The organism is Streptomyces sp. NPDC002845 (assembly GCF_053591955.1).
Genome location: NZ_JBSFUU010000017.1, coordinates 40,028 through 60,016 on the forward strand (window position 1 = coordinate 40,028; position 19,989 = coordinate 60,016).

A 19,989-nucleotide genomic window follows, 5' to 3' on the forward strand; every position below is an offset into this window, starting at 1 on the left:
GTCAGTCGTCGATGGCGTGGTTGATGCCGCCGGGCACGGGCCGGTCACCGGGTCCCAGAGGTCGACGAGTTGCTCTTCGGGGTCGGGGATGTCCGGGCTTGATCCGGGGGCGAGGAGTTCCTGGATGTCGGTGACGATCTTGGGGAGGAGTTTGAACAGGCGCAGGCCGTTACGGAAGGAGCGGCGGGCTTCGGCCTCGGGGTTGGTGGAGTTGTGGAGGGAAAAGGCCAGGGGGATCGTGAGGTCGGCTTTGTACAGGTCGGCGATGTCGTAGACGAAGGCCTGCTGGTTGCCGTTGTGGACGTAACCGAGGGCCGGGGAGCAGCCGAGGGCGAGGATGGCGGCGTGGACGATGCCGTAGAGGCAGGTGTTGGCGGAGGAGAGGGCGAGGTTGACGGGGTCCTGGGTGTCCCAGGAGGCGGGGTCGTAGGCGCGGCGGAATCGGCCGATGCGGTACTGCTGGGCGAGGAGGCGGTAGTGGGCCTTGACGCGCTGGCCTTCGAGGCCGCGGAGTTGCGCGAGGCTGGTGCCGGGTGGGACGGTGCCGGGTCCGAAACGTTTCTCGTACATCGCGGTGGCCGCGGCAAGGCGTTGGGTGTCGTCGGCCCAGGCACGGGTCTGGCGTTCGAGCCAGGTGGTGGTCAGGGAGTCGGGGAGGGCTGCGGCGTAGGTGCGGACTCCGCCTGAGCCGGTGATGACGACGGTGGTGCCGTGGCGGGCGAAGGTGGCGAGTGCTCGGGCGGTGATGGAGGTGCCGGGGCCGAGGAGGACGCAGCTGAGGGTGGCGGTGGGTATGTAGACGGTTTCCGTGCCGCGTTGTTCGGTGGTGACTTCGGCGCGGACTCCGGTGTCGTCCTGGTGGATGCGCACGATGTCCAGGTACAGGAAGGACAGGGAGTCGGCGATGCGGGGGAGCATGGCGACGGTGGGGGCTGCGAGTTTGCGTCGTGCCTGGCTGGGGGTTTGTGCGGTGGCGGGGCGGGTCACGGTGTGTTCTTCGCGGGGGCGATGCTGAGGAGGCCGCAGCCGTATGCCTTGCCGCGGCCGATGCCTTCGGTGATCTTCTGGCGGAGGAGGTCGGGGTCGGTGATGGTGGCGGAGCCGTCGAAGCGTGTGCGGGCGTGGCGGATGCGCTGGGGGGTGCCGGAGGGGGGTGTGCGGGTGGCTTGGGCGGTGTCGAGGGGGTGGGAGTGGAGGGTGAGGGGTTTGAGGCCAGCGGTGTCGGCTTGGCGGGTCCACCATTCGTCGGCGTGGGCGCCTGTGAGGGGGACGACGGCGGGGAGGTTGTACAGGGCGCGGGTGGTGGCGCCAGGTTTGCGGACGGGGCTGGCGGCGCAGCGGTAGCGGATGGTCAGGCCGGGTTTGAGGGCGTCGAGGAGAGCGTCGAGGGGGCGGCTCTGGGTGGTGCCGTAGCCGTTGGGGAGGCGGGTGAGGTCGGGCTGGTGGGTGCTCTGCAGGAGGATGTGCGGTCCGGCGGGGGTGTCGTCGATGCGGAAGAGGATGCCGTATCGGGCGCGGGGGTCGGGTCCGGCATCGGGGGGATACAGGGACATCAGGCGGCGGTGCAGGTTCATGGCCGCGGCGCTGCCGGCGAGGTCGCGGCGGACGTCCTGGCAGCGGGGGTTGGGGATGATGCGGGTCAGCCAGACGCTCAACGGGGGCTCCCTTCGGACTGGTTGAGGTGATGGTTCAGGTAGGTGGCGAGGGCGTGGAGGTGGTCGGTACCCAGGCCGGTGTGCTGGGCTGCGGGGAGGTGGAGGGTGCGCCGGTACAGGGGGCGGGCGCGGTAGGCGCGGTGGCGTGAGTGGAAGGTGAGCGGTTGGTCGTTGACCTCGCCGACCGGGTGGGCGCCGGTCTCGGTGTCGGGTGGGGTGCTGGTGTCGGGTGCGGGCAGGTGGTCGAGGGGGTGGTCGGCGAGGAACTCGATGCCGCGTGTGACCTGCGGGGGTGGGGGTGCGGCGATGGGCAGGTGGACGAGGTGGTGCAGTACGTCGTCGAAGTGGCCCAGGAAAAGGGGGCCTTCGGGCGGGCAGGAGCGGCGGCCGAGGTAGGGCGGCCAGTGCGGGGCGGCGAGGGCTGCTGCGGTTTGGTCGAGCAGGTTGGTGTCGCCGTCTGCGGTGAGAGCGAGGGTGAAGGCGGCGTCGGCGAGATAGCTGCGGTGGGTCAGGAGGGTGCCGGTGTCGCCGCTGCGTTTCTTGCCCTCGGCGGTGGTGACGGTGGCCTTGGCGGGCAGGCCGCCGCCGACGGTGTGCAGGTCGCGCAGGAGTACGCCGGGCCGGTCGGCGCGGACCGTGATGGACAGGTGGGCGAGGTCGTCGAGGTTTTCGCCGCGGTGGCGTCCCAGGGCGGCGGCGAGCAGGCCGATGATGCCGGAGCGGGTGGGGAAGCCAGCGGTGTCGCGTTCGTTGAAGTGGCTGCGCTCGCCCCAGGACTGCAGTGGTCCGGCGAGGCGCAGCAGCAGTCCCGGCTCGGCGGTGGCGCTCACGCCGCGGCCTCGGCGGTGAGGGCGGCGTCCAGGACGGTGGTGATGAGGTTGTCGAAGGAGTCGCGGCGCTCACCGAGGCCGGTGGGGTTCTTGGTGTCCAGGCCGGCCCAGCCCGAGGTGAGGATGGCGCGGGTGCCGAGCAGGGTGTTGGCGGTCTGGGCGTAGTCGGCGAGCTGACTGCGGGAGATGTCGGCGAAGCCGCCCTGGGGGTCGGCTTGGACGGGCTTTTCGAAGGCGGCCGCGTAGGACAGGGGCCGGTCGGTGCGGACGGAGATGTGGACCAGGTCGGGGATGGTGTGCGGGGCGGTGGAGTTCTTCTTGGCCTGGGGCAGTGAGGTGATGAAGGAGACCAGGAACGCGGCCGTGAGGTCTCGGGCGGCGGCGGGATCGTCGCCGATGTTGACGGTCAGGTCGCGCAGGTCGAGGGTGGCGTAGCGGTAGAAGGTTCCGGCGCTGAACTCGGCGTGGCCCATGTGTCCGCTGCCGGAGGCGTCGTCCCACAGGGCGGTGACGTCGTCGACGGCGGAGAAGTAGTCGAGTTCGACGTCGGTTTCGTGGGTGGTCAGGGCGTGGGCGACCTGGACGGCGCCGTCGACGCCCGCTTCGTCGATCTCGGCGAGCATCCGGCCGAAGAGGTTGATGACGCCGTTGCGGGAGCGCAGCACGGCTTCCACATCGCGCGTGGGCAGGATGCTCTTGTCGGCGGGCTTTTTGATGTCCTTGGCCTGTTCCAGGGCGTCACGGTGCTGTTCGGCGAGGTCGGCCAGCTCGATGACCGCGGCTTCCGGCACGTACACCAGGGCGTTGGTCAGCACCTTGTTGGGGACGGTCTGCTTGGCATCGCCGGGCACCTTGGCGAGCTCGAACTTGATGCCGCTCGCTGCTGCGGTGTGGCCGCCGGCCCGCTGGGCGAGCTCGGTGGGCCAGCCACGGTGCTCCAGTTCGCGGGTGACGCGCTCCCCGATGCGGCGGGTGCGTAGGGCGGCCTCGCCGATGTGTTCCTCGAAGACGGCGCGGACGGCGCGCTTCCAGCACTGGCTGCTGACTCGGGTACGCAGGGTGTTGCCGTACTGGACGGTCTTGACGGAGTTGGTGTCGTCCCGGTTGAGGTTGGCGAAGGGGACGGACTGCAGGACGTGGATGTCGATGAAGCGGGCCGGTGCGGGCATGGAGGGTTCCTCGTTCCTGGGGTGTGTGAGAAGTGCGGGGTGGCGTGGTGACCTGCTGGCCTGTTAGGCGGTGGGGTGGGGGTTCTCGGTTTCGTCCTGGTCGGTGCGATCGGCGTGCTCGTGCAGGGCCCGGGTGCGTTGGATGTAGTAGTGCTGCAGCCAGCGCCGGGAGATCGTTCCGGAGTGGGTGGGCCAGGCGATGAGGTCGGCCAGCAGTTGGGCCCAGTCGATGGGTACGCCCACCTCGCGCAGGTAGCCGACGGCGGCGGGCAGGTGCCGGTGGAGGCCGTTGACGCTCTGCCGGGTGAGCAGGTTCAGTCGGGACTCGGCGGTGGACTCCCTCATCTCTCGTTCCCGGCCAGGGCTTTGGGTCACGGCGAGCGCGAACGCATGGCCCAGGCTGGTGCCGTAGCGCGCTGCGGGTGCCTCGTCCGGCGCGGGAGCATCGTCAGCCGAGGTCGCCACATCCACATCAGCGGCGGCTTCCTCCTCGGGGGCGGCGTAGCTGCCGCGGGGCTGCGCGGCGATCATCGCGGCGACCGCGTAGTACGCCCGCTGCTCCGCGTCCGGCACCTGCCCGTTCCGGGGCAGCCAGGGCGCGACGAAGCGGTGCATGCGGGGCACGTCGTCCAGGCTGCGGCGCAGTCCGCTGCGCAGCGCGGTACGAGCTCCGGGATCGTCCCGGCACAGCTCCTCGATCCAACGAGTGTAGGCGACAAGTCGTCGGCGCCGGGCCGTACCTCGTTCAATGGTGACGGTCTGGGTGGTCATCTTTCGCGTTCCTCTGCTGCTTGGCCGGGTGGGGTGTGGCGTCGTCACGTGGCTGGCACGTTCGCCGTCTTCTTGCGTACGCCGCCGAACAGTTCGACGCGGGCGTTGGAGACCGCCCTCGCACCGCGCTGGGTACGGGTGACGGAGGCGGTCACCGTCTCGTACGCGTCGATGGCCAGCCGCAGGAACGCAGCCCGGGCCGCGGCCGGATCGAAACCGGCGTTCGGCTCCTGGCCGGTTGCGTCGAGCTGGCGGAAGCGGTTCCAGAACTCGGCCTCGGCGCCGGGCCAGTAGCGGGCCGCGGCCGCGGCCGCCCAGGTGTCGCCGTTGGCCTTCGCGTCGTCGGTGTACTCGGCCCAGGCGCGTTTGACCGCCCGCTCCAGGCGGCGCCCGTACATCTCGCCGAGCTCCCGCATCCGGCCCACGGCCGGCGCGGTCGCCGGCGACTTGTCCTCAGTGAAGCCGAGGACGGGGGGCGTGACGGCGTCGACGAACTGGATGTCCTTGGCCTGGCCTTCCTGTTCGAAGCCGAGCGCGCGCACCCGCAGGTCCTCGGAGACCTCGCTCGCGTACTCGAACACCTTCGGACGTCTGGGCTGGGCGGTGCCGGGTGGTTCCTGGAGGAGCAGGGCGTCCAGGTCGCGCCACAGCGCGCGCCGGGAGTCGGCCGGGCGCGGGTAGCGGTTGTTCTGCTGACTGATCTGCCAGATCAGGTAGTTGTCGTCGCGGGGGATACGGCCGGTGCGATACGCCCAGGTGATGTAGGCGTCCCGTACCAGCTGGGGGTTGTTCTCGTCCGGGACGAGCAGCATGGCGTGCTGCGAGCATGCGGTCAGCCGCGAACACGGGCCGGTCGGCAGGAGCGGTGCCTCATCCGGGTCGGGGAGTTCCTCCCACTCCCACGGGCAGAGATCGTCCTCGCGTCGTACGGTCTGCGGCGGCTGGACCAGGCCGGCCAGCAGCGTCTCGAAGAGGGTCTCTCCCTCGGGGTGGTAGGACAGGGCGGTGCGCAGCGGCCCGGCCGTCGCGCTGGCGGTCTTGACCCCGTTCACCTCACGGGCCGAGCAGCGGCCGGAGGGTCCGTAGTAGTGCCACACCAGCAGGTTCAGCACCGCCTCAGACGCCGTGGGCAGGTCGGGGCGGGCGTCGCTGCCGTGCCGGAACCAGGCGTGGGTGTTTCCCGCCGGGCGCGTCACGATCAGCTTGTTCACCCCGGCGGTCTTGTCCGCGTCGCACTGCTGTGCCAGCCGGGCGTCCTGCATCCACGGACGGCCGCCCTCGGGGTCGTACAGGAAGAACCGGTGCCGGTAGCGGGAGATGTAGGTGTCGATCCTCTCGGGAGGCAACTGCTCGGCGTCCTGGATGTCCAGGCGCCGCTGCCCCCAGTCGCCGGGCCCGGCCTCGTCCAGTGTGGTCACCCGGGCTGTGAGGGCGTACAGGATGCGCAGCAGCGCGGAGTGCGCCGGAGGGTCGGAGATCGCGAGAGTGGCGATGTCTCCGCTGCGCAGCAGCAGCTCCCGCAGCCCGATCCGCGGGGGTTGGTCGTCCGGTATGCCGGGGACCCACCGGACGGGGATCCACGGTTCGTCGAACAAGTTGTACATGCTGGTCGGCATCGGACTCCTATCGCCGGATCGCCGGTCACAATGAGGGCGGGGTCTCCGCACGCGCGGAGGTGAGCCATGAGCTGTCCACCGGAGTGCTGTGCCTCGCTCCCCCCGGCCCGCGCCAGCGGGCTGACGCCGTCCCGGCCCCAGTGCCAGAGAACACCCGTGACCGGGACGGATGTTGAGCACAGTAGAGAAGTGAGCAGTCCACCGAACAAATTTCTCGAAAGCCGTCACCCGAATGGGTTAATCGGCTTCCAGTCCGACACTCGACATCCGGATCGTGCGGGTGCCGTGGCGGCAGCTCCATACGAGGTCGGTGCCGTCGTCGTCGGCAGGCTGCATCAGCAGGAGGACCAGGTCGCGCAGCACGGGATGCCTGTCCCAGCCCGTCGGGGCCGGTTGTCCCTCGGCTCCGCGAAGCCAGCTGCCCGGCACCGGCGTCACGTGCGCCATCACCTGCGCCAACGCGGCGTGGCGCAGCCCGTGTCGGCCGCCGTCAGGCAGGGGAAGCGTGCCGGTCGCATCGAGGGTGAGGGTCCCGTCTGGCTGCTCGTGCAGGCACAGCACACGTCCACTGTCGGCGCCCAGCCTGGTGGTCAGCAGTTCCTCGGTGACCCCGGCGTCCCGGCGGCTGAGCTTGTGGAGGTCTCCGGCCACGTCGGCGGGGGCGCAGATGGCGACCATCTCGGCCATGTGCGCCTCGGCCGCCTCTTGCGCCTGCCGTTCGGCGTCCATTCTCCGCGACTCCCGCTGGGCGGCCCCGTCCAGTTGGTCGACGAAGTCCTCCGCGTAGACCGCATCGACGAGTTCCTGCACCTTCTGCGGCACCGCGATGCCCGTCGCCGTCCTCGCGCGCAGCAGGTGCGCCGTGCGGTGGAGCAGTCCGGCGTCGTACACCGATCCCCAGGTACGCGGCACCAGCGTCGTACCGCTCTCCCCCACCGGCTCCAGCACAACCAGGCGGGGCGCCCCCTCCGGCAGCGCCCACGACGGGCGCCCGGTGGCGCCGCGGGCATGGCGGCGTCCGCGTCCGGCCCGCTGCAGGAGCTGAGCCAGCGGGGCGAGGTCGCTGACGATCAGATCGAAGTCGAAGTCCAGGGACTGCTCCACCACCTGGGTGGCGACCAGGATGGAGGCCGGGCGCGGTCGGGCGATGTCGGTGGCCGCACGGGGTTTGCCGTAGGCCGCCTCGCAATCGGCCGTAATGCGCTGGCGGGCGTGCGCCGGGTAGCGAGAGTGCAGCAGCCGCAACCCGCCCTCGCGTTCGGCGAGTTCGGGGAAGGCGGCGCGCAGGTCACGGAAGGTCTGTTGGGCTTCGGCCACCGTTGTGCAGCACACCAGGGCGGTGCCGCCGTGTGCGGCGACCGGCTCAAGCGCCTCGCGCAGGGCCTGGCGGCGTCCTTCGGCGCGCACAGGGCTGCCTGCAGGAGCCGCGGTGTCCCAGACCACGGGGCGCATCTGCACATCCAGGGTGCGTTCGCGCCCGCTGGCGACCGTGCGCGGTGCGCAGACGTCGCCGGTCGCAGCGTCAGTGAACAGCCAGCCCGGGTAGCAGGGCGTGACGCCGGACGGCTCGAGGAATCCGGCCCCACGGCGGTAGGCGTCCACCAAGGACGAGGCCGTACGGCCGGACAGGGTCGCGGACAGCAGGACCACGGGGGCGCCGAACGCGCCGAGCCACTCCAGCAGGCGGGTCAGCAGCTGGTGCATCCACGGCCCGTACGCGTGCGCCTCGTCCACCACGAGCACCTTGTCCGACAGCCCGAACAGTCGCAGCGCGTTGTGGGTGAACGGCAGCACCGCGCTGAGTGCCTGGTCGATGGTGCCCGCACTCAGCGGGGCGAGCAGCCCCCGCCTCCGCCCGCGCAGCCACGCCCCGGCCTCGGTCGCGGTGGACGCATCGGCGCTCACCTCACTCGCTGCCGACAGCATGCCTTCGGACTGACCTGGGGCGTAGGCAGGGCTGAGCCAGGCCATGGAGTGCAGCAGCGTCAAGGCCCGCTCACCGCTCAGGGCGTGCCTCGCGAAGGCACTCACCCGTGGATACATGGCGTCGGCGGTGGCCATGGTCGGTAGCGCGAAGAACAGACCCCGCGCCTGCGCCGCGTGCCCCAGTACCGACGCCGCGTAGAGGGCAGCTTCGGTCTTCCCGTCACCGGTCGGCGCCGTGACCAGCAGTAGCCCCGACCCCTTCTCTTTCACCATCCGCGGCAGGTGCGCGACCAGGTCGCCCTGGAGGGTGTTGGGCGGGAACGGGAACATGTCCTCGAACCTCTCGGTACCGAACTGGGCCCGCCCCAGTTGCGCTCCCGCCACCAGCCCGGGGGCCGCCTTCTGCGTACGCTCCCAGTGCGCGTCGACCTCCTCCGGCGTCGCCCGCCACCCCGCCGACGGCAGCAGCGGGACGATCGCCTCCGTCTGACTGGCCAGCCAGTCCGCCACGACCACCAGCCCCGTGACGATCACCGCCAGCTCCGCCGGAAGCCCCCGCTCCGGCACCGCCTCCGCACCTGTGACGCGTCGCAACTCCTCGAAATGCGCACGCCGTTGGGCCGCCCACCCTTCTCCGCCGAGCCCCGGCGCGTAGGCACTCGCATGGGCGACCTTCTTGGCCTGTAGGACGGCACCGAAACACCCGTGGTGACCCCCGAGCAGCTGCGCGACCTGGTGACTCACCGCAGACCGCATCGCCCGGCGGTCGCCCGGATACCCCGCCTCGTCCAGCAGGTACGCCAAGGCCAAGTGGGAAGCCATCTCATGGCGAAACGCCCGCTCCCTCTCCGCCCCGGGAGTGAACACATAGGCCGGGTCGCCCCGCACCGCCGCGAACGCCTCCGGAACCTGGGCCTGGAACGGAGGCGTGATCTTCCCCAGATCGTGCAACCCCGCCCAGAACGCCAGGACCCGGCGGGCCTCGGCCACCGTCAACCCCAGCGCCCGCGCGATGTTCCCACGCACCTGATCGCTCAGCAGGACATCCCACAGGGCGCCGAACACCCCTGCGGTGTCCAGCAGATGACAGATCACCGGATACGGGCGCGGCAGACCATGCTCTTTACCCCACAGCCGGGTATCGACGGTCGGGTGCCCCGGCGGGACAGACTCGCGCTTCATCATGACGGCAAGGCATAACAGGCCCTACTGACAATGCGTCCCCACCTGCGCGAAGACCGGATCGCAGCGAGTGCACAAGCGTAGACTCCACGCTGTGGGCCCTGAGTTGACGCATCGATACGCCAGTCCAGAGCGAACCCGTCTACCTGCCGTAAAGAAATTGCAAAGCACCTGAAGAAGCGCAGGTCAGCAAGTGTTCTCTCCGCGCGAGCGGAGGTGATCCCCCTCGCCGCACGCCACCAGCACTGGGGGCAGCGTTCTCTCCGCGCGAGCGGAGGTGATCCGTCGGTGGTGGCCGCCTTGGGGTTGTAGCGCCAGTTCTCTCCGCGCGAGCGGAGGTGATCCGGTGCGCGACCCGGATGGGGAGGTCGAGGAGCAGTTCTCTCCGCGCGAGCGGAGGTGATCCGCCGTGCCCGAGGCGCTCGGACATCCACGGCAAGTTCTCTCCGCGCGAGCGGAGGTGATCCGGACTCCGGGCAGACCGCGAACACGATCACGTGGTTCTCTCCGCGCGAGCGGAGGTGATCCGCTGCTCCGGAAACTGGAAGACACCTACAAGCAGTTCTCTCCGCGCGAGCGGAGGTGATCCGTCTGGGTTGCGGCCTGCGTCGTTGCCGGGGACGTTCTCTCCGCGCGAGCGGAGGTGATCCGACGGCCGCGACGTCTGCCACAAGTACTTCACCGTTCTCTCCGCGCGAGCGGAGGTGATCCGTCGATGGACCCGCTGTCGAAGAAGGCCCTGGAGTTCTCTCCGCGCGAGCGGAGGTGATCCGTTCGGCCGCATGCTCCTGCGCCCCCTCGCCGAGTTCTCTCCGCGCGAGCGGAGGTGATCCGCAGATCGCCGCCGCAGCCAGCCTCAACAGCGCGTTCTCTCCGCGCGAGCGGAGGTGATCCGTCGCCGACAAGATCCTCGCTGTCACCCTCGACGTTCTCTCCGCGCGAGCGGAGGTGATCCGGCGGCCACCGCCCGCCGTCTGCTGATCTCCGAGTTCTCTCCGCGCGAGCGGAGGTGATCCGATCGATCCGGCGGGGATCGACTGGGTGACGATGTTCTCTCCGCGCGAGCGGAGGTGATCCGAAGATTATCCTGGCGACCGTCCGTATGGGCGGGTTCTCTCCGCGCGAGCGGAGGTGATCCGGGGTGAGCAGAGGCCCTGTAGGGCCTCCCTGAGTTCTCTCCGCGCGAGCGGAGGTGATCCGGCCCTCCGGTTCGTGCTCAACGGGCGCGTCGTGTTCTCTCCGCGCGAGCGGAGGTGATCCGATGCGGGCCCGGGTCGCTTCGGGTGAGCCTCAGTTCTCTCCGCGCGAGCGGAGGTGATCCGGACGGAGAGACCACGTTCTGGCCCGTCACCGTGTTCTCTCCGCGCGAGCGGAGGTGATCCGCCCGTGGTGTTCGCCCGAGGCGGGGACTTCATGTTCTCTCCGCGCGAGCGGAGGTGATCCCAGGTCTCGATCGCGACGCGGGACGGCGGACGCGTTCTCTCCGCGCGAGCGGAGGTGATCCGTCGCCGAGCATGCCGATGTAGTCGTCATCGGCGTTCTCTCCGCGCGAGCGGAGGTGATCCGACCAGGGAACTGACCCCGGGGACCGTCTCCTTGTTCTCTCCGCGCGAGCGGAGGTGATCCGACCCGCGAGCAGCTCCGCGCAGAGGTCCGCGAGTTCTCTCCGCGCGAGCGGAGGTGATCCATTGACGGTGACCTTGCCCGGCGGGCGTTCGCCGTTCTCTCCGCGCGAGCGGAGGTGATCCGCGCGCCGAGCGCAAGCAGCGGGCGTGGGGTGGGTTCTCTCCGCGCGAGCGGAGGTGAACCAGCGCCGGTGGAGGCGCTGATGCCGCTGTGTCTGTCCCATCCGTGCGGGTGGAGGTGACCCGGCGAGGCAGGCCCTGTTGCCGGGGCGGTGGCCGTTCTCTCCGCGCGAGCGGAGGTAATGCGGGAGTACCCTGCCACCGCTTCCTGGGCCTCCAACTCCTCGGACAGCGAGCCCATCTGTCTCATCGTCCACCGCCACGGAGACGGCGAAACTGCCAGGTCGCAGCCCGGATGAGCGTTCATGAGCGAGACACGACGCGTGCCAGCTTCCCAGGCTCCGGTTCCCAACTACCCACAATTTCCGCCGAAACAGCGGCGGAGGAGATAGTTGGTCAGCCGTGAACGGGCTTTCTCTGGGCTGAGTCCGAGACGCTTCCCGATCGTCTCCGGCGACAGCTCGTCGTCCTGCGCAGCGTAGGCGGCTTCCCGGCCGATGTCGCAGGTGAGGCGTTCCAGCGCAGCAACTGCCTTCAGCGCGGCCACAGGTGCCTGCTCGGCGAGCCTGGTCAGTTGGTCCTTCACCCGGGACAGGTTGTTGCCCCAAACCCACCGGAACGGACTGCGTGCCGGTGCGCCGACCAGGCCTCCGGCGGTACCGGAGGCCCTCGCTGGTTCGGCTCGGTCAGGGCGCGTCGCGGACCATGCGCTGGGTGCCTGGGTCCCAACGGCATTCGCGGTAGAGGCGGTTCACGTCAGGGAGAGCGTCCGGGGTATCGGCCGTACAGGGCTGCCAGCCCTTACCCGGGACGAGATGGGCGAAGAAGCCGTACTCCGTGGCTTCGGCGAAGCCGGGCCACTGTCCCGTCCACCGGGTGTTGCAGTCGGTTCCGCTGTGTCCGCAGCCACGCCGCTGCCGGCCGAGGAGGGCGCAGCGGGCTACGTCGCAGCGTTCCTGGTGAAGTTGGCCTGGGAGGACGGAGCAGTCGGGACAGCGTTGGGCGCGGTCGGTGGTCACTTCGTGTTTCTCTTTCTGGGCGCTCGGCGGGTCGCAGGCTTCCGCGGGGTGGGGGTGGTGGCTGGTACTGGGGCGTGGGTGGGCTCGGTCGAGGCTGGCTCCGGCTGGGGTTCGGGCTTGGGCTGGAGGATGAGGACGTTTTGCGGCTTCTTGATCAGGGCCGGGATGAGCTGGCCGTGTAGGACGTCGAGGAGGGCCTGGTCAAGGTCGGTGACGTGGTTGATGCGGATGGTGATGTGCCATGAGCGCCCAGGCTGCAAGCGGGCGTTGCGTGCGGTGAGGGCCTTGGCGTCCTTCTTCGGGTCTCCGGTTTCGGCGAGGTCGGGAAGAGGTCCGGCGGTGATCCAGGTCTGGAGGATCGGTCCGATGGCGCGTATGCCGATGCGGTGGCCGCCGGGGTGGGTGAGGTAGGCGGCTCCGGGTGGTCCGGACTGGTCCGGATCGTGGGTCCACTCGCCGCCGAGGACGACAGCGGCTCCGCCGAGGAGTTCGCTCGTGGACGTGGACGTCTTCACGCGGCTGCTCCTTCGAAGAGGCGGTCGAAGGCCTTGATCGCCCGCCGCACCTTGTGCTCGAAGATGGCCTGCTCCACTACGTCGTTGCGGTGCTTGATGACGGCTGCGCGTTCCGTGAGGGCCTTGGCCACGCCCGCTCCGTCTTCGCTATGGGCGAGTGAGTCCGCACACCAGATGGCGGTTTGAGGGCCGAGGTCCCACACGATGGCGTTGACGGCGGCGCAGGCTGTCGACAGCGGGTCGATGTCGTTGCCGAACCACCGGAAGTCGGCGGGGTTGAGATCGCGTTCGCGCAGCAGTTGTACGGCGGACCGGAACATACTGCCGCTGCCGACGCAGGGCTCCCTAAACGATGAGCCGGGCTTCGGGTCCTCGGGGATGAGCATGCGAGCCATCAGGTCGGCGACGCTCGGCGGGGTGTGGTACTCGCCGCGCCACTTCTTGTCGCTCTTGTGCCTCAACCCGGTGAGCAGGGGGCCCATGACATCGGCGCGGGAGCGCATGTACGGGTCGTCGTCGGCTGTGAGGTCGAGCAGACCGGTGTTCACGGCCGCGTGTACGACCGCCTGGACGGCACGCAGTTGGTATTCGTCGGGGTCTTCCTCGACCCAGTTGTGCAGGGGGCGGGCTTGCTCGATCAGGTCGGGGCGGCAGAACCACTGGACGCCCCAGACCTCCTTGAGGAGTGGTGGGAAGTGCTGGGGTTCGAGGGTGAGCAGCCAGTCCCCGACGAGGGGTTCGCGGAAGAACGTGAGGGCGGCAACGGTACCCAAGGGGATGTCGATGCGGCTGCCTCCGTGGTGGCTGTACCAGGCGTCCATCACGTTCTCCGCGATCTTGCTCGTGTGCTGGTGCGGGTCACTGGGCGCGGCGTACCGCTTGCGTCGTCGGATGGCGACGGCTTCGGCACGTGCCTCGCTGACCTTGGCCCGGGTAACCCACTCGGGCACGGGGCGAGGCGTCATCGCGGGGGCCGCGCCTGGAAGAAATGGTTCGGAGTCGTCGTCCGGGCTGGGCGGGCTGAACTGCATCGTCTCTCCTTTTCCTCGTGTTCAGACATGGATGGGTAGAGGGCCGGCCGGTGTCGTGGGCACGGCCCCCTGGTGTGGTGTGGGTGAGGTCGGGCTATCCGCCGTGTTCGGCGCGCCAACCGGTGGCGTACGCGGCTACCGCGTCGGCGAGGGGTTCGAGGCACATGTCGCCAGGTGGCTCGCCCTCGTCGGTGGTGGTGTCGTAGATGACCTTGGCCGTGCCGTACGTGTTGTCGATGTGTACGGCCTTCCAGCCGCCGAGCTCGGTGCGGTCCTCGTGCCAGGGCAGTGCTTTGCGGCCCGCTATCGCGACGTACTGCTCGCCGTCGCCGGAGAGTTGGACGGTGACGTTCAGCTCGTTGGCCTGCCAGTCCACGTCGACGTCCGTGCAGTGCTGTTCGAGGGCTTCCAGGACGTCGGCGTACAGGGCGCGGGCCTCTTCCTCGTCTGCCTTGCGCAGGAGCTGGACGGCGCTGAGGTAGTGGAGGGCCATCACTCGGCCTCCGGAGTCGGAACGGAGCCGGAGTCTTCCTCGCCGCTGTAATCGGATGTGTGGTTGGCGCAGACGAAGGACAGAGGTTCACCGTCGCGTGGAAGGTCGAGTTCGAGGTCCTCGTGGGTTCCACACAGAAGGCACGTCATGGACACAGTGCGGAGCATGCGCAGGGCCCGGACGGCGGTGTTCGCCGGGAGGCTCAGTGGTTGGTCGCGGCCGGTGACGGTGAGTGTCACCAGGGTGAGCTCGTGCGAGAGGGCTGTCTTGTCGACCGCCGCCACCGTGAGCGGGGTGTGAGGAGCGTCGGGGAAGGTGAACACGTCGCCGGGGCGTAGTCCGTTTGCGCGTACGGATCGGTTGAAGGCGACGCTGATCACGGTCTGGCTGTTCATGGTGGTTGTGCTTCTTTCACTCGTCGATCAGGTGTGCAGATCCGCGGCGCAGCCAGCGGTCGAGTTCGGCGGCGATGTCCGGCGGGACTCGGGGCACCTGGGTGGCGTGGAGGGCGAGCTCGACGTCGGCCAGGTCTTCAGCACGTTCGCTGCGATCGTCTGGGCGGGCATGCATGGCGGGCACGGCGGGCACGGAAGGAGTGGCCGGGCGGTTGCCGGGCAGGAGCATGACAGCTCATTCCTTGTCGGAGTCGGTCGGAGGGTGAGGGAGCAGGAGGAGTGCCGTGCGCTCCACCGGGCCGCCGACGCGCGCGAGGTAGCGGGCGCGCAGGTGCGGGAGGGCGTGGATCTGCCGGACCAGTGCGGAGATCTGCCGCTCGGTCTCCGCCGACCACAGCGAGCGCTCGTCGCCGGACTGCGGCCGGACAGGACCGCTCGCGGCTTCCGTGGTGTCCGTGGTGTCGGTGCAGGTGACGTGCAGTACGCGGCATGTGTCGCCGGTGAATTCGACGGTGATGAGCCTGGCCTGGGGGTGGTAGGCGCGTACGAGTTCGGCGATCCGTACGGCGCGGTCGGCCGGCGGGAGGTCGAGCACCCACCGCCCGTCCGGTCTCGGAGCTGGCCGCACGGCGGTCCAGGCGGCCGAGTGCAGCCCGGCGAGCGCGTCGCTCAACTCGTCGGCGAGTTCCTCCAGGTCGAGCCCAGTCGTGTCGGCGTTGCGGCCTACGTCGAGGATGAGCTCCTCGCTGCCACCGGGGTGGGTGGTCCACAGGCCGTGCGGTTCGATCGTTCGGTCGTGTGTGGAGTGGCCGAAGGTGAGGTGGGTCGCCTGCGGGTACGCCTCGACGAGGCGTGCGGTGACGTGGTCGAGGACCGCGATCTCGTACTGCGCCTGGGCCTTGTTGAAGGCGTCGACGGCGAGCTTTCGGTGGCGGAGGGCCGTGGTAATCCGGTTCGCTGCGGTGTCGGTCATCAGTGGCGTGTTCTTCCGGGGCGGGGCCGTGGTCAGGGGCGGGGGGTCTTGGTGAGGGTGGGTTCGCGTTACGGGAAATGCAGCTGCCACAGCTGGTCCCCGTGGTCCGCGGTGGCGTCCATGCACGGGGTCAGATGGCGGCTGCGCAGGTGGGGCAGGGCGTAGAGCTGGCCGAGGAGCCGGGCGAGTGCGTGGGAGACGTGGTGCGGCCATGGGACGCCCTCGGTCTCCGGCGAGCAGGCCGGGCACGGGACGTCCACCGTTCCGCCGCCGCTGAGGGTGGCCCGTTCCAAGCCGACGGAGATGCGATCGGGTCTCGCTTCGAAGCGGCAGATCAGCGAGTCGGCGTCGGGGACGTAGTGGCGGACGGTGTCGGCGACGGTGGCCGCGCGGTCAGCCGGCGGGAGGGTGATCCAGAGGCGATCGCGGTGCTCGGGCAGGGGATGCGCCTCGACCACACCCCAGTACCGGAGGAAGGGGCCGGTCAGCACCAGGCCGAGTTCGTCTTCGAGGTGGTCGATGTCCAGCGGGCCGTCACGCCGCTCGTGCTCCGCGTCGCCGTGGGGAGCGTGCAGGAGAGGGCAGGTACCGATCGCGGACTCCTGTGCGCCCCAGATGCCGTCGAGCCGCACGTCACCGTCGACGTCCGGGGTGACCTCCAGGTACTCGGCCTCGGGGTGGGCCAGGCGTACGCGGGCCGCGATGTCGTCGTGGACGGCTAGGAAGAGGGTCCGGCCCGCCTGAACGTAGGCGGTCTTGAGGTCGTCGAGGGGAAGCTGGGTCGGGCGAAGTCGTCGCTCGTTCATGGGGATTGGCTCCTTGGGTTGGTTGATTCGGGGTGCCACCCGCTCGGGGCCGGACCGCTTACGTCGGCGCGGCCCCGAGCGGGTGGCGTGTAGGGCTACGGGGCGCCGACCGCGATGTGCGGGGCGGCCGGGGCGATGAACCACGGGCAGGAGCCGAAGCGTTCATGCAAGGCGTGCTCCCGCTCCCACTGACCGCAGCGCGCGCAGGCTGACTGGGCGCGCCCGGGGGCAGGGCGCGCGACGTACGCGCCGCGCAGATCTCCGTCGGTGAAGACGACTACCCCGGCGGCCTCCTCGATGCTCGCGGCCCCCTTGCCGCGTTCAACAGCCGTGCGCAGGGTGTGACGCAGCAGGGTTCCGGACCAGTCGAAGCCAAGGCTGGCGTCGGCCCGCGGGTCCTCGTGGATGACGCGATACGCGGGGAACGCCGCCTCCGCGGGGTCGGTGAGGGGGCGGGCCCGGAACTGGACGGGACGGTCGTCGTGGCGACGTCCAGGTGCCGGGACAATGCTCATGTTCACGTCCTCGGGTTTGTCGGTGACTCGGGTCATAGTGGTGTCTCCAAGAGGCATGGATGGGCGCGCCCTGGACCGATCCGGGGCGCTGACGTGCTCGATTACGAAGCCCCGATTGAGGTGGGGCGACCTGGCCGGCGAACTCCCTCTTTGGAGTAGCGCCAGATTCCTTGAACCTTCACTTATGCCTTAGTCGCAATACTGCCTAATGCAATATCGGATTCAAGGAGCTGAATACGGAATTACCCGCACTCTTCCGAGAGCGCTGATCACGGCTTATCTTCGACAACTCGCTGTACGGCTTCGATTTCTGCAGCGAGGCTGTCGCGAGCCTCCCGCAGTTTCTTCTCCGCTTCCTTCCGCGCGGTTCGGGTGCGCTCCACCGCTGCGGTGTACTTGGCTTCCAGCGCCGTGAGACGCTCGATCTGCGCTTCCCAGTGGGCGATCCTGCCTGTCTCGATAACAGTGCGGGGGCGCCTCGGTGCTGGTTTTCTTCGCCTCTTTCTCCTGCTGGAATTCCTTCGGGCGGCGAAGGTGACGAACTCCTCTCGCACCACGAACTTCTGACGGCGCGGCTGCACTCCGGCAAGCATGACGATCTCGGGAAAGTCGCTGTACCGCTGTGCCCAGTTGGACACTGCCGAGCGGGTTACACCGACCAGTTCAGCGGCGCCCGCCAGGTGGATGAGCTCTTGCTCACGGCCTTGCCATTCGGGGCGCAGCCATGTCACGGATTCCATGAGGTCTCCTCGGTACGGGTTCGGGTTGTCCGGGTGCCCCGGAATAGAGGTGCCGAGGGGCGGCGGGTCTCGGCACAAGTCGCCGCTTCGGCTGGGCACAGACCGCGGTCGTCAGAGTGGCGACGGGCTCGCACAGTGCCTGGGCGGATTCGCCCGAGGTGCGGATAGCCCGAGGTCGAGTTCGGTCACGTCATGCACCAGCCGGATTCGCAGGCACCGTCGTCCTCGTCGAACATGGGCAGCAGGTCGAGGCCATCGGGGATCGCCTCACGAAGCGGCACGCCGAACCGCGTCAGGTAGACGTGGTCCTTGCCGAGGAGCTCGCGGCGCCGGTTGAGTAACTCCTCCAGCTGGCAGGCCTTCTCAAAGAGTTCCGGCTCGGTGCGGCGCGTATCGTGCCAGGCTTCCGGCCGCTGGAGAGGACAGAACCAGCAGCTGCTTTTGGGCGGTACCGGCAGGCCCGCGCCTCGGATGATGCGTTCGCAGTCCGTACGCCGCAGGCCGAGGTCAAGCAGCGGGTAGACGATGTCCTCGTGCGCTTCGTAGCGCCGGTTGTTCGCCCGGTGCATCTCGTCGACGGAGATACCTATGCCGATCGTCGCCTTGTTCCGGGCGGTCGCGCCTCGCCGTTTGAGTTCGCGGGCGACGACCTGGATTTTGTAGTCGGCCGTGCAGGAGCGCGTACCAGGGGCGCCGTTGGACATCCGTATGGGGATCTTCAGGGAGCGGGACCCCTCACGGGTCATGTCCTCGTACAAAGTCCTGGTGTCCCCGGTCCGCTGCATCACGCGTTGCAGCGTGCTCAGTTCGATGCCGTGCTCGGCGGCGAACGGGGCGGCGCGCTCGGCGACGTAGCGCAGGGTCGAGGGTTTCTCGGAGTCGTCGCCGACGTTGGCGAAGAGGAAGAGCGGGAAATCTATGACGCGCCGTGCGGCCAGGACGAGGAGAGCGGTGGACTGTACGCCTCCGCCGTAGCTGACGGATCGGAGCCAGGTCATCGGGGACCGCCGTCCTGGGCGACGTGCTGGTCGATGAACCGGTCGGCCTGTTTGGTGGCGTCAGATGTCCGGTGCGCCATCCACTCGTTGAGCGTGCCGGAGCCGACGGGCCCCGCCAGGTACCAGCCGGTGTACGGGGAATCGTCTTCCGGATTGCGCGCGCGGTAGCTGAGTTCCCACCAGTCGCCCGCCCATCGGTACAACTTGTGGTCCGTGGTGTCGGGGATCCAGCGGGCAGTGCCGAGGCGTTCCGCGAACGTACGGTTCTGGTCTTCGAGGCCCTGCACTCGCTCGGTGAGCCGTGTGGCGTCGTTGGTCAGGTCGGTGACCTGCGTTCGGAGCGTGTTCTGCTGGGCGGCCATACGGCGGATCAAGGTTGCGGCGCCATGCATGCCGTGCTGGTCCAGCCAGTCGGCGGTGGCGGCAGGTTCGATTCCGATGTTCGTCATGAAGGGTCCTGGAGTCGGGTGCTGCTCCGGCGCGTGGCCGGAGCAGCACAAGGCAGACGGGAGTTGATCAGCTGAGGGCCGGCTTCTCCTGTGGCCGGATGCCGGTGTAATCGCTGCCGATCTCGGCTGCGTGCTCGGCGTTCCACTCGTCGAGGGCGTCGGCGAACGCGTCGCCGTGTTCCCAGGCGGGATGGCCTTCGCGGTCCCAGCGCACGGGTATCTGGTCGAGACGGCCGGCCACGAGCGAGCGGACGGCCTCGGCGACGACCGCGGGCGGCGGGATGAGTTCGGCGGTGAGTTCCCGACCGTGTTCGGGTGCGCCGCCCCGGCGGACGGCTGCGTACTGCCAGCCGTCGTGCTGGTTCCACTTCACGAGAACGCCGTACGGCCACGCTCCGCTGTGCAGGCGCCGGCCCGCCTCGTAGGCGAGCGTGCCGTCGAGCTGGTGGCCGAAGTCGATGTCGGTCCAGCAGTCGTCGGCCTCGATGCCGGCGGCTTTCAGGGCATCCGCTACGGCGTCCATGTAGCCGTCATGCAGCAGGCGATCAATCAACAGTGTCTCCTATCTTGAGTCTGGCCGGGGTCGGCCAGGGCGAGGTGAGTCAGGAACGATTTCGGCTTCGATCACGACTCTCTCCAGGGGTGGCTGGCCCCGACTTGGGGTCGGCGCCGGGACCTGGTCTTGGGCGGGTTGACCTCGCGGGCCTTCCTCCTGCGCAGGCTGGCGGCTTCCCGGGCCGCTTGGAGGCAGGATTCGCAGGCTCGTTCGCCCCGCCGGTTGTGGGCGCGCGCTCCGGCTTCTCTTCCGCAGCTGTCGTAGGTGCCCGGTTCTCTCAGCCCATCGGGTTCATCGAGCTCGTCGGGGTGGGCGGATGTACAGCTCTCTATGGCCTTGCCGTCGCACCACAGGCGGCCTCCGCAGATCCCGTCGAACTTCGACTTGGCGGGACGGACGCGTGCGACGCAGGCGGCCCGGAACGGGCACGCGTCGCAGATCTTCAGCAGGTCTTCGCTGGGCACGCGCATGGGCAACTGGACGCCCTCGGGCAGGACAAACGCCTGGTTGTCCACGCAGGGGGCGTCAAGGACCCATGCGAGGCCGCTCATGAGGGGATCTCTCCTTCCTTCGGCAGTGGGGCGCGAGGCCGGACGGCCGGGCGC

Annotated in this window: 21 protein-coding genes, 1 pseudogene and 1 CRISPR repeat array; all 22 genes and pseudogenes read right to left on the minus strand. The window is 69.3% G+C overall.

Features of this window, described 5'->3' with window-relative positions:
- Window position 1 precedes the first annotated feature (1 nt).
- A pseudogene (cas1e, locus tag ACWD3C_RS14690) lies at window positions 2-918 on the minus strand (type I-E CRISPR-associated endonuclease Cas1e).
- A 65-nt stretch (window positions 919-983) separates the two neighbouring features.
- Complete coding sequence (gene cas6e / locus ACWD3C_RS14695; RefSeq protein WP_451143739.1) at window positions 984-1,655, minus strand: type I-E CRISPR-associated protein Cas6/Cse3/CasE; 672 nt, start codon at window positions 1,653-1,655, stop codon at window positions 984-986.
- A complete protein-coding gene (gene cas5e, locus ACWD3C_RS14700) occupies window positions 1,652-2,485 on the minus strand; it encodes a type I-E CRISPR-associated protein Cas5/CasD (RefSeq protein ID WP_451143740.1) in 834 nt (277 codons plus the stop codon). Before cas5e ends, cas6e begins: the two co-directional genes overlap by 4 nt.
- On the minus strand, window positions 2,482-3,654 hold the full coding sequence (gene cas7e / locus ACWD3C_RS14705) for a type I-E CRISPR-associated protein Cas7/Cse4/CasC (RefSeq protein ID WP_451143742.1): 1,173 nt from the start codon (window positions 3,652-3,654) through the stop codon (window positions 2,482-2,484). The genes cas5e and cas7e overlap by 4 nt, the downstream gene beginning before the upstream one ends.
- A 63-nt stretch (window positions 3,655-3,717) precedes the next feature.
- On the minus strand, window positions 3,718-4,425 hold the full coding sequence (gene casB / locus ACWD3C_RS14710) for a type I-E CRISPR-associated protein Cse2/CasB (RefSeq protein WP_451143744.1): 708 nt from the start codon (window positions 4,423-4,425) through the stop codon (window positions 3,718-3,720).
- Between the two features lie 44 nt (window positions 4,426-4,469).
- The gene (casA, locus tag ACWD3C_RS14715) at window positions 4,470-6,041 is read right to left on the minus strand and encodes a type I-E CRISPR-associated protein Cse1/CasA (RefSeq protein ID WP_451143746.1); all 1,572 of its coding nucleotides are present in this window, start codon (window positions 6,039-6,041) and stop codon (window positions 4,470-4,472) included.
- Window positions 6,042-6,278: 237 nt separating this feature from the next.
- Window positions 6,279-9,152: a CRISPR-associated endonuclease Cas3'' gene (locus tag ACWD3C_RS14720; RefSeq protein WP_451143748.1), complete on the minus strand. Its 2,874-nt coding sequence runs from the start codon at window positions 9,150-9,152 to the stop codon at window positions 6,279-6,281.
- Window positions 9,153-9,344: 192 nt separating this feature from the next.
- Window positions 9,345-10,959: a CRISPR direct-repeat array (repeat unit 29 nt; unit sequence GTTCTCTCCGCGCGAGCGGAGGTGATCCG).
- Window positions 10,960-11,246: 287 nt separating this feature from the next.
- Window positions 11,247-11,480, minus strand: coding sequence for a hypothetical protein (locus ACWD3C_RS14725; RefSeq protein WP_451143750.1), 234 nt, complete (start codon window positions 11,478-11,480; stop codon window positions 11,247-11,249).
- Window positions 11,481-11,580: 100 nt separating this feature from the next.
- A complete protein-coding gene (locus ACWD3C_RS14730; protein ID WP_451143752.1) occupies window positions 11,581-11,913 on the minus strand; it encodes a hypothetical protein in 333 nt (110 codons plus the stop codon).
- Complete coding sequence (locus ACWD3C_RS14735) at window positions 11,910-12,428, minus strand: hypothetical protein (protein WP_451143754.1); 519 nt, start codon at window positions 12,426-12,428, stop codon at window positions 11,910-11,912. The genes ACWD3C_RS14730 and ACWD3C_RS14735 overlap by 4 nt, the downstream gene beginning before the upstream one ends.
- The gene (locus ACWD3C_RS14740; protein WP_451143756.1) at window positions 12,425-13,459 is read right to left on the minus strand and encodes an N-6 DNA methylase; all 1,035 of its coding nucleotides are present in this window, start codon (window positions 13,457-13,459) and stop codon (window positions 12,425-12,427) included. Before ACWD3C_RS14740 ends, ACWD3C_RS14735 begins: the two co-directional genes overlap by 4 nt.
- A 94-nt stretch (window positions 13,460-13,553) precedes the next feature.
- Window positions 13,554-13,952, minus strand: coding sequence for a hypothetical protein (locus ACWD3C_RS14745; protein WP_451143758.1), 399 nt, complete (start codon window positions 13,950-13,952; stop codon window positions 13,554-13,556).
- Window positions 13,952-14,347 carry a hypothetical protein gene (locus tag ACWD3C_RS14750; protein ID WP_451143760.1) on the minus strand — a complete coding sequence of 132 codons (396 nt, stop codon included), beginning with the start codon at window positions 14,345-14,347 and terminating at the stop codon, window positions 13,952-13,954. The genes ACWD3C_RS14745 and ACWD3C_RS14750 overlap by 1 nt, the downstream gene beginning before the upstream one ends.
- A gap of 16 nt (window positions 14,348-14,363) precedes the next feature.
- Window positions 14,364-14,576 carry a hypothetical protein gene (locus ACWD3C_RS14755; RefSeq protein WP_451143762.1) on the minus strand — a complete coding sequence of 71 codons (213 nt, stop codon included), beginning with the start codon at window positions 14,574-14,576 and terminating at the stop codon, window positions 14,364-14,366.
- Window positions 14,577-14,582: 6 nt separating this feature from the next.
- Window positions 14,583-15,320, minus strand: coding sequence for a hypothetical protein (locus ACWD3C_RS14760; RefSeq protein ID WP_451143764.1), 738 nt, complete (start codon window positions 15,318-15,320; stop codon window positions 14,583-14,585).
- A 68-nt stretch (window positions 15,321-15,388) separates the two neighbouring features.
- Entirely contained in the window at window positions 15,389-16,126 is a 738-nt protein-coding gene (locus tag ACWD3C_RS14765) for a hypothetical protein (RefSeq protein ID WP_451143766.1), read from the minus strand.
- A gap of 95 nt (window positions 16,127-16,221) precedes the next feature.
- Window positions 16,222-16,641 carry a hypothetical protein gene (locus ACWD3C_RS14770; protein ID WP_451143768.1) on the minus strand — a complete coding sequence of 140 codons (420 nt, stop codon included), beginning with the start codon at window positions 16,639-16,641 and terminating at the stop codon, window positions 16,222-16,224.
- A 269-nt stretch (window positions 16,642-16,910) separates the two neighbouring features.
- Window positions 16,911-17,381, minus strand: a complete 471-nt coding sequence (locus ACWD3C_RS14775) for a hypothetical protein (protein WP_451143770.1) — start codon at window positions 17,379-17,381, stop codon at window positions 16,911-16,913.
- A 185-nt stretch (window positions 17,382-17,566) separates the two neighbouring features.
- Window positions 17,567-18,379: a phosphoadenosine phosphosulfate reductase gene (locus tag ACWD3C_RS14780; RefSeq protein WP_451143772.1), complete on the minus strand. Its 813-nt coding sequence runs from the start codon at window positions 18,377-18,379 to the stop codon at window positions 17,567-17,569.
- Window positions 18,376-18,828, minus strand: coding sequence for a hypothetical protein (locus ACWD3C_RS14785; RefSeq protein WP_451143774.1), 453 nt, complete (start codon window positions 18,826-18,828; stop codon window positions 18,376-18,378). The genes ACWD3C_RS14780 and ACWD3C_RS14785 overlap by 4 nt, the downstream gene beginning before the upstream one ends.
- Before the next feature lie 67 nt (window positions 18,829-18,895).
- Window positions 18,896-19,381: a DUF6292 family protein gene (locus tag ACWD3C_RS14790; protein WP_451143776.1), complete on the minus strand. Its 486-nt coding sequence runs from the start codon at window positions 19,379-19,381 to the stop codon at window positions 18,896-18,898.
- A gap of 71 nt (window positions 19,382-19,452) precedes the next feature.
- Window positions 19,453-19,935, minus strand: a complete 483-nt coding sequence (locus ACWD3C_RS14795; protein WP_451143778.1) for a hypothetical protein — start codon at window positions 19,933-19,935, stop codon at window positions 19,453-19,455.
- Window positions 19,936-19,989 lie beyond the last annotated feature (54 nt).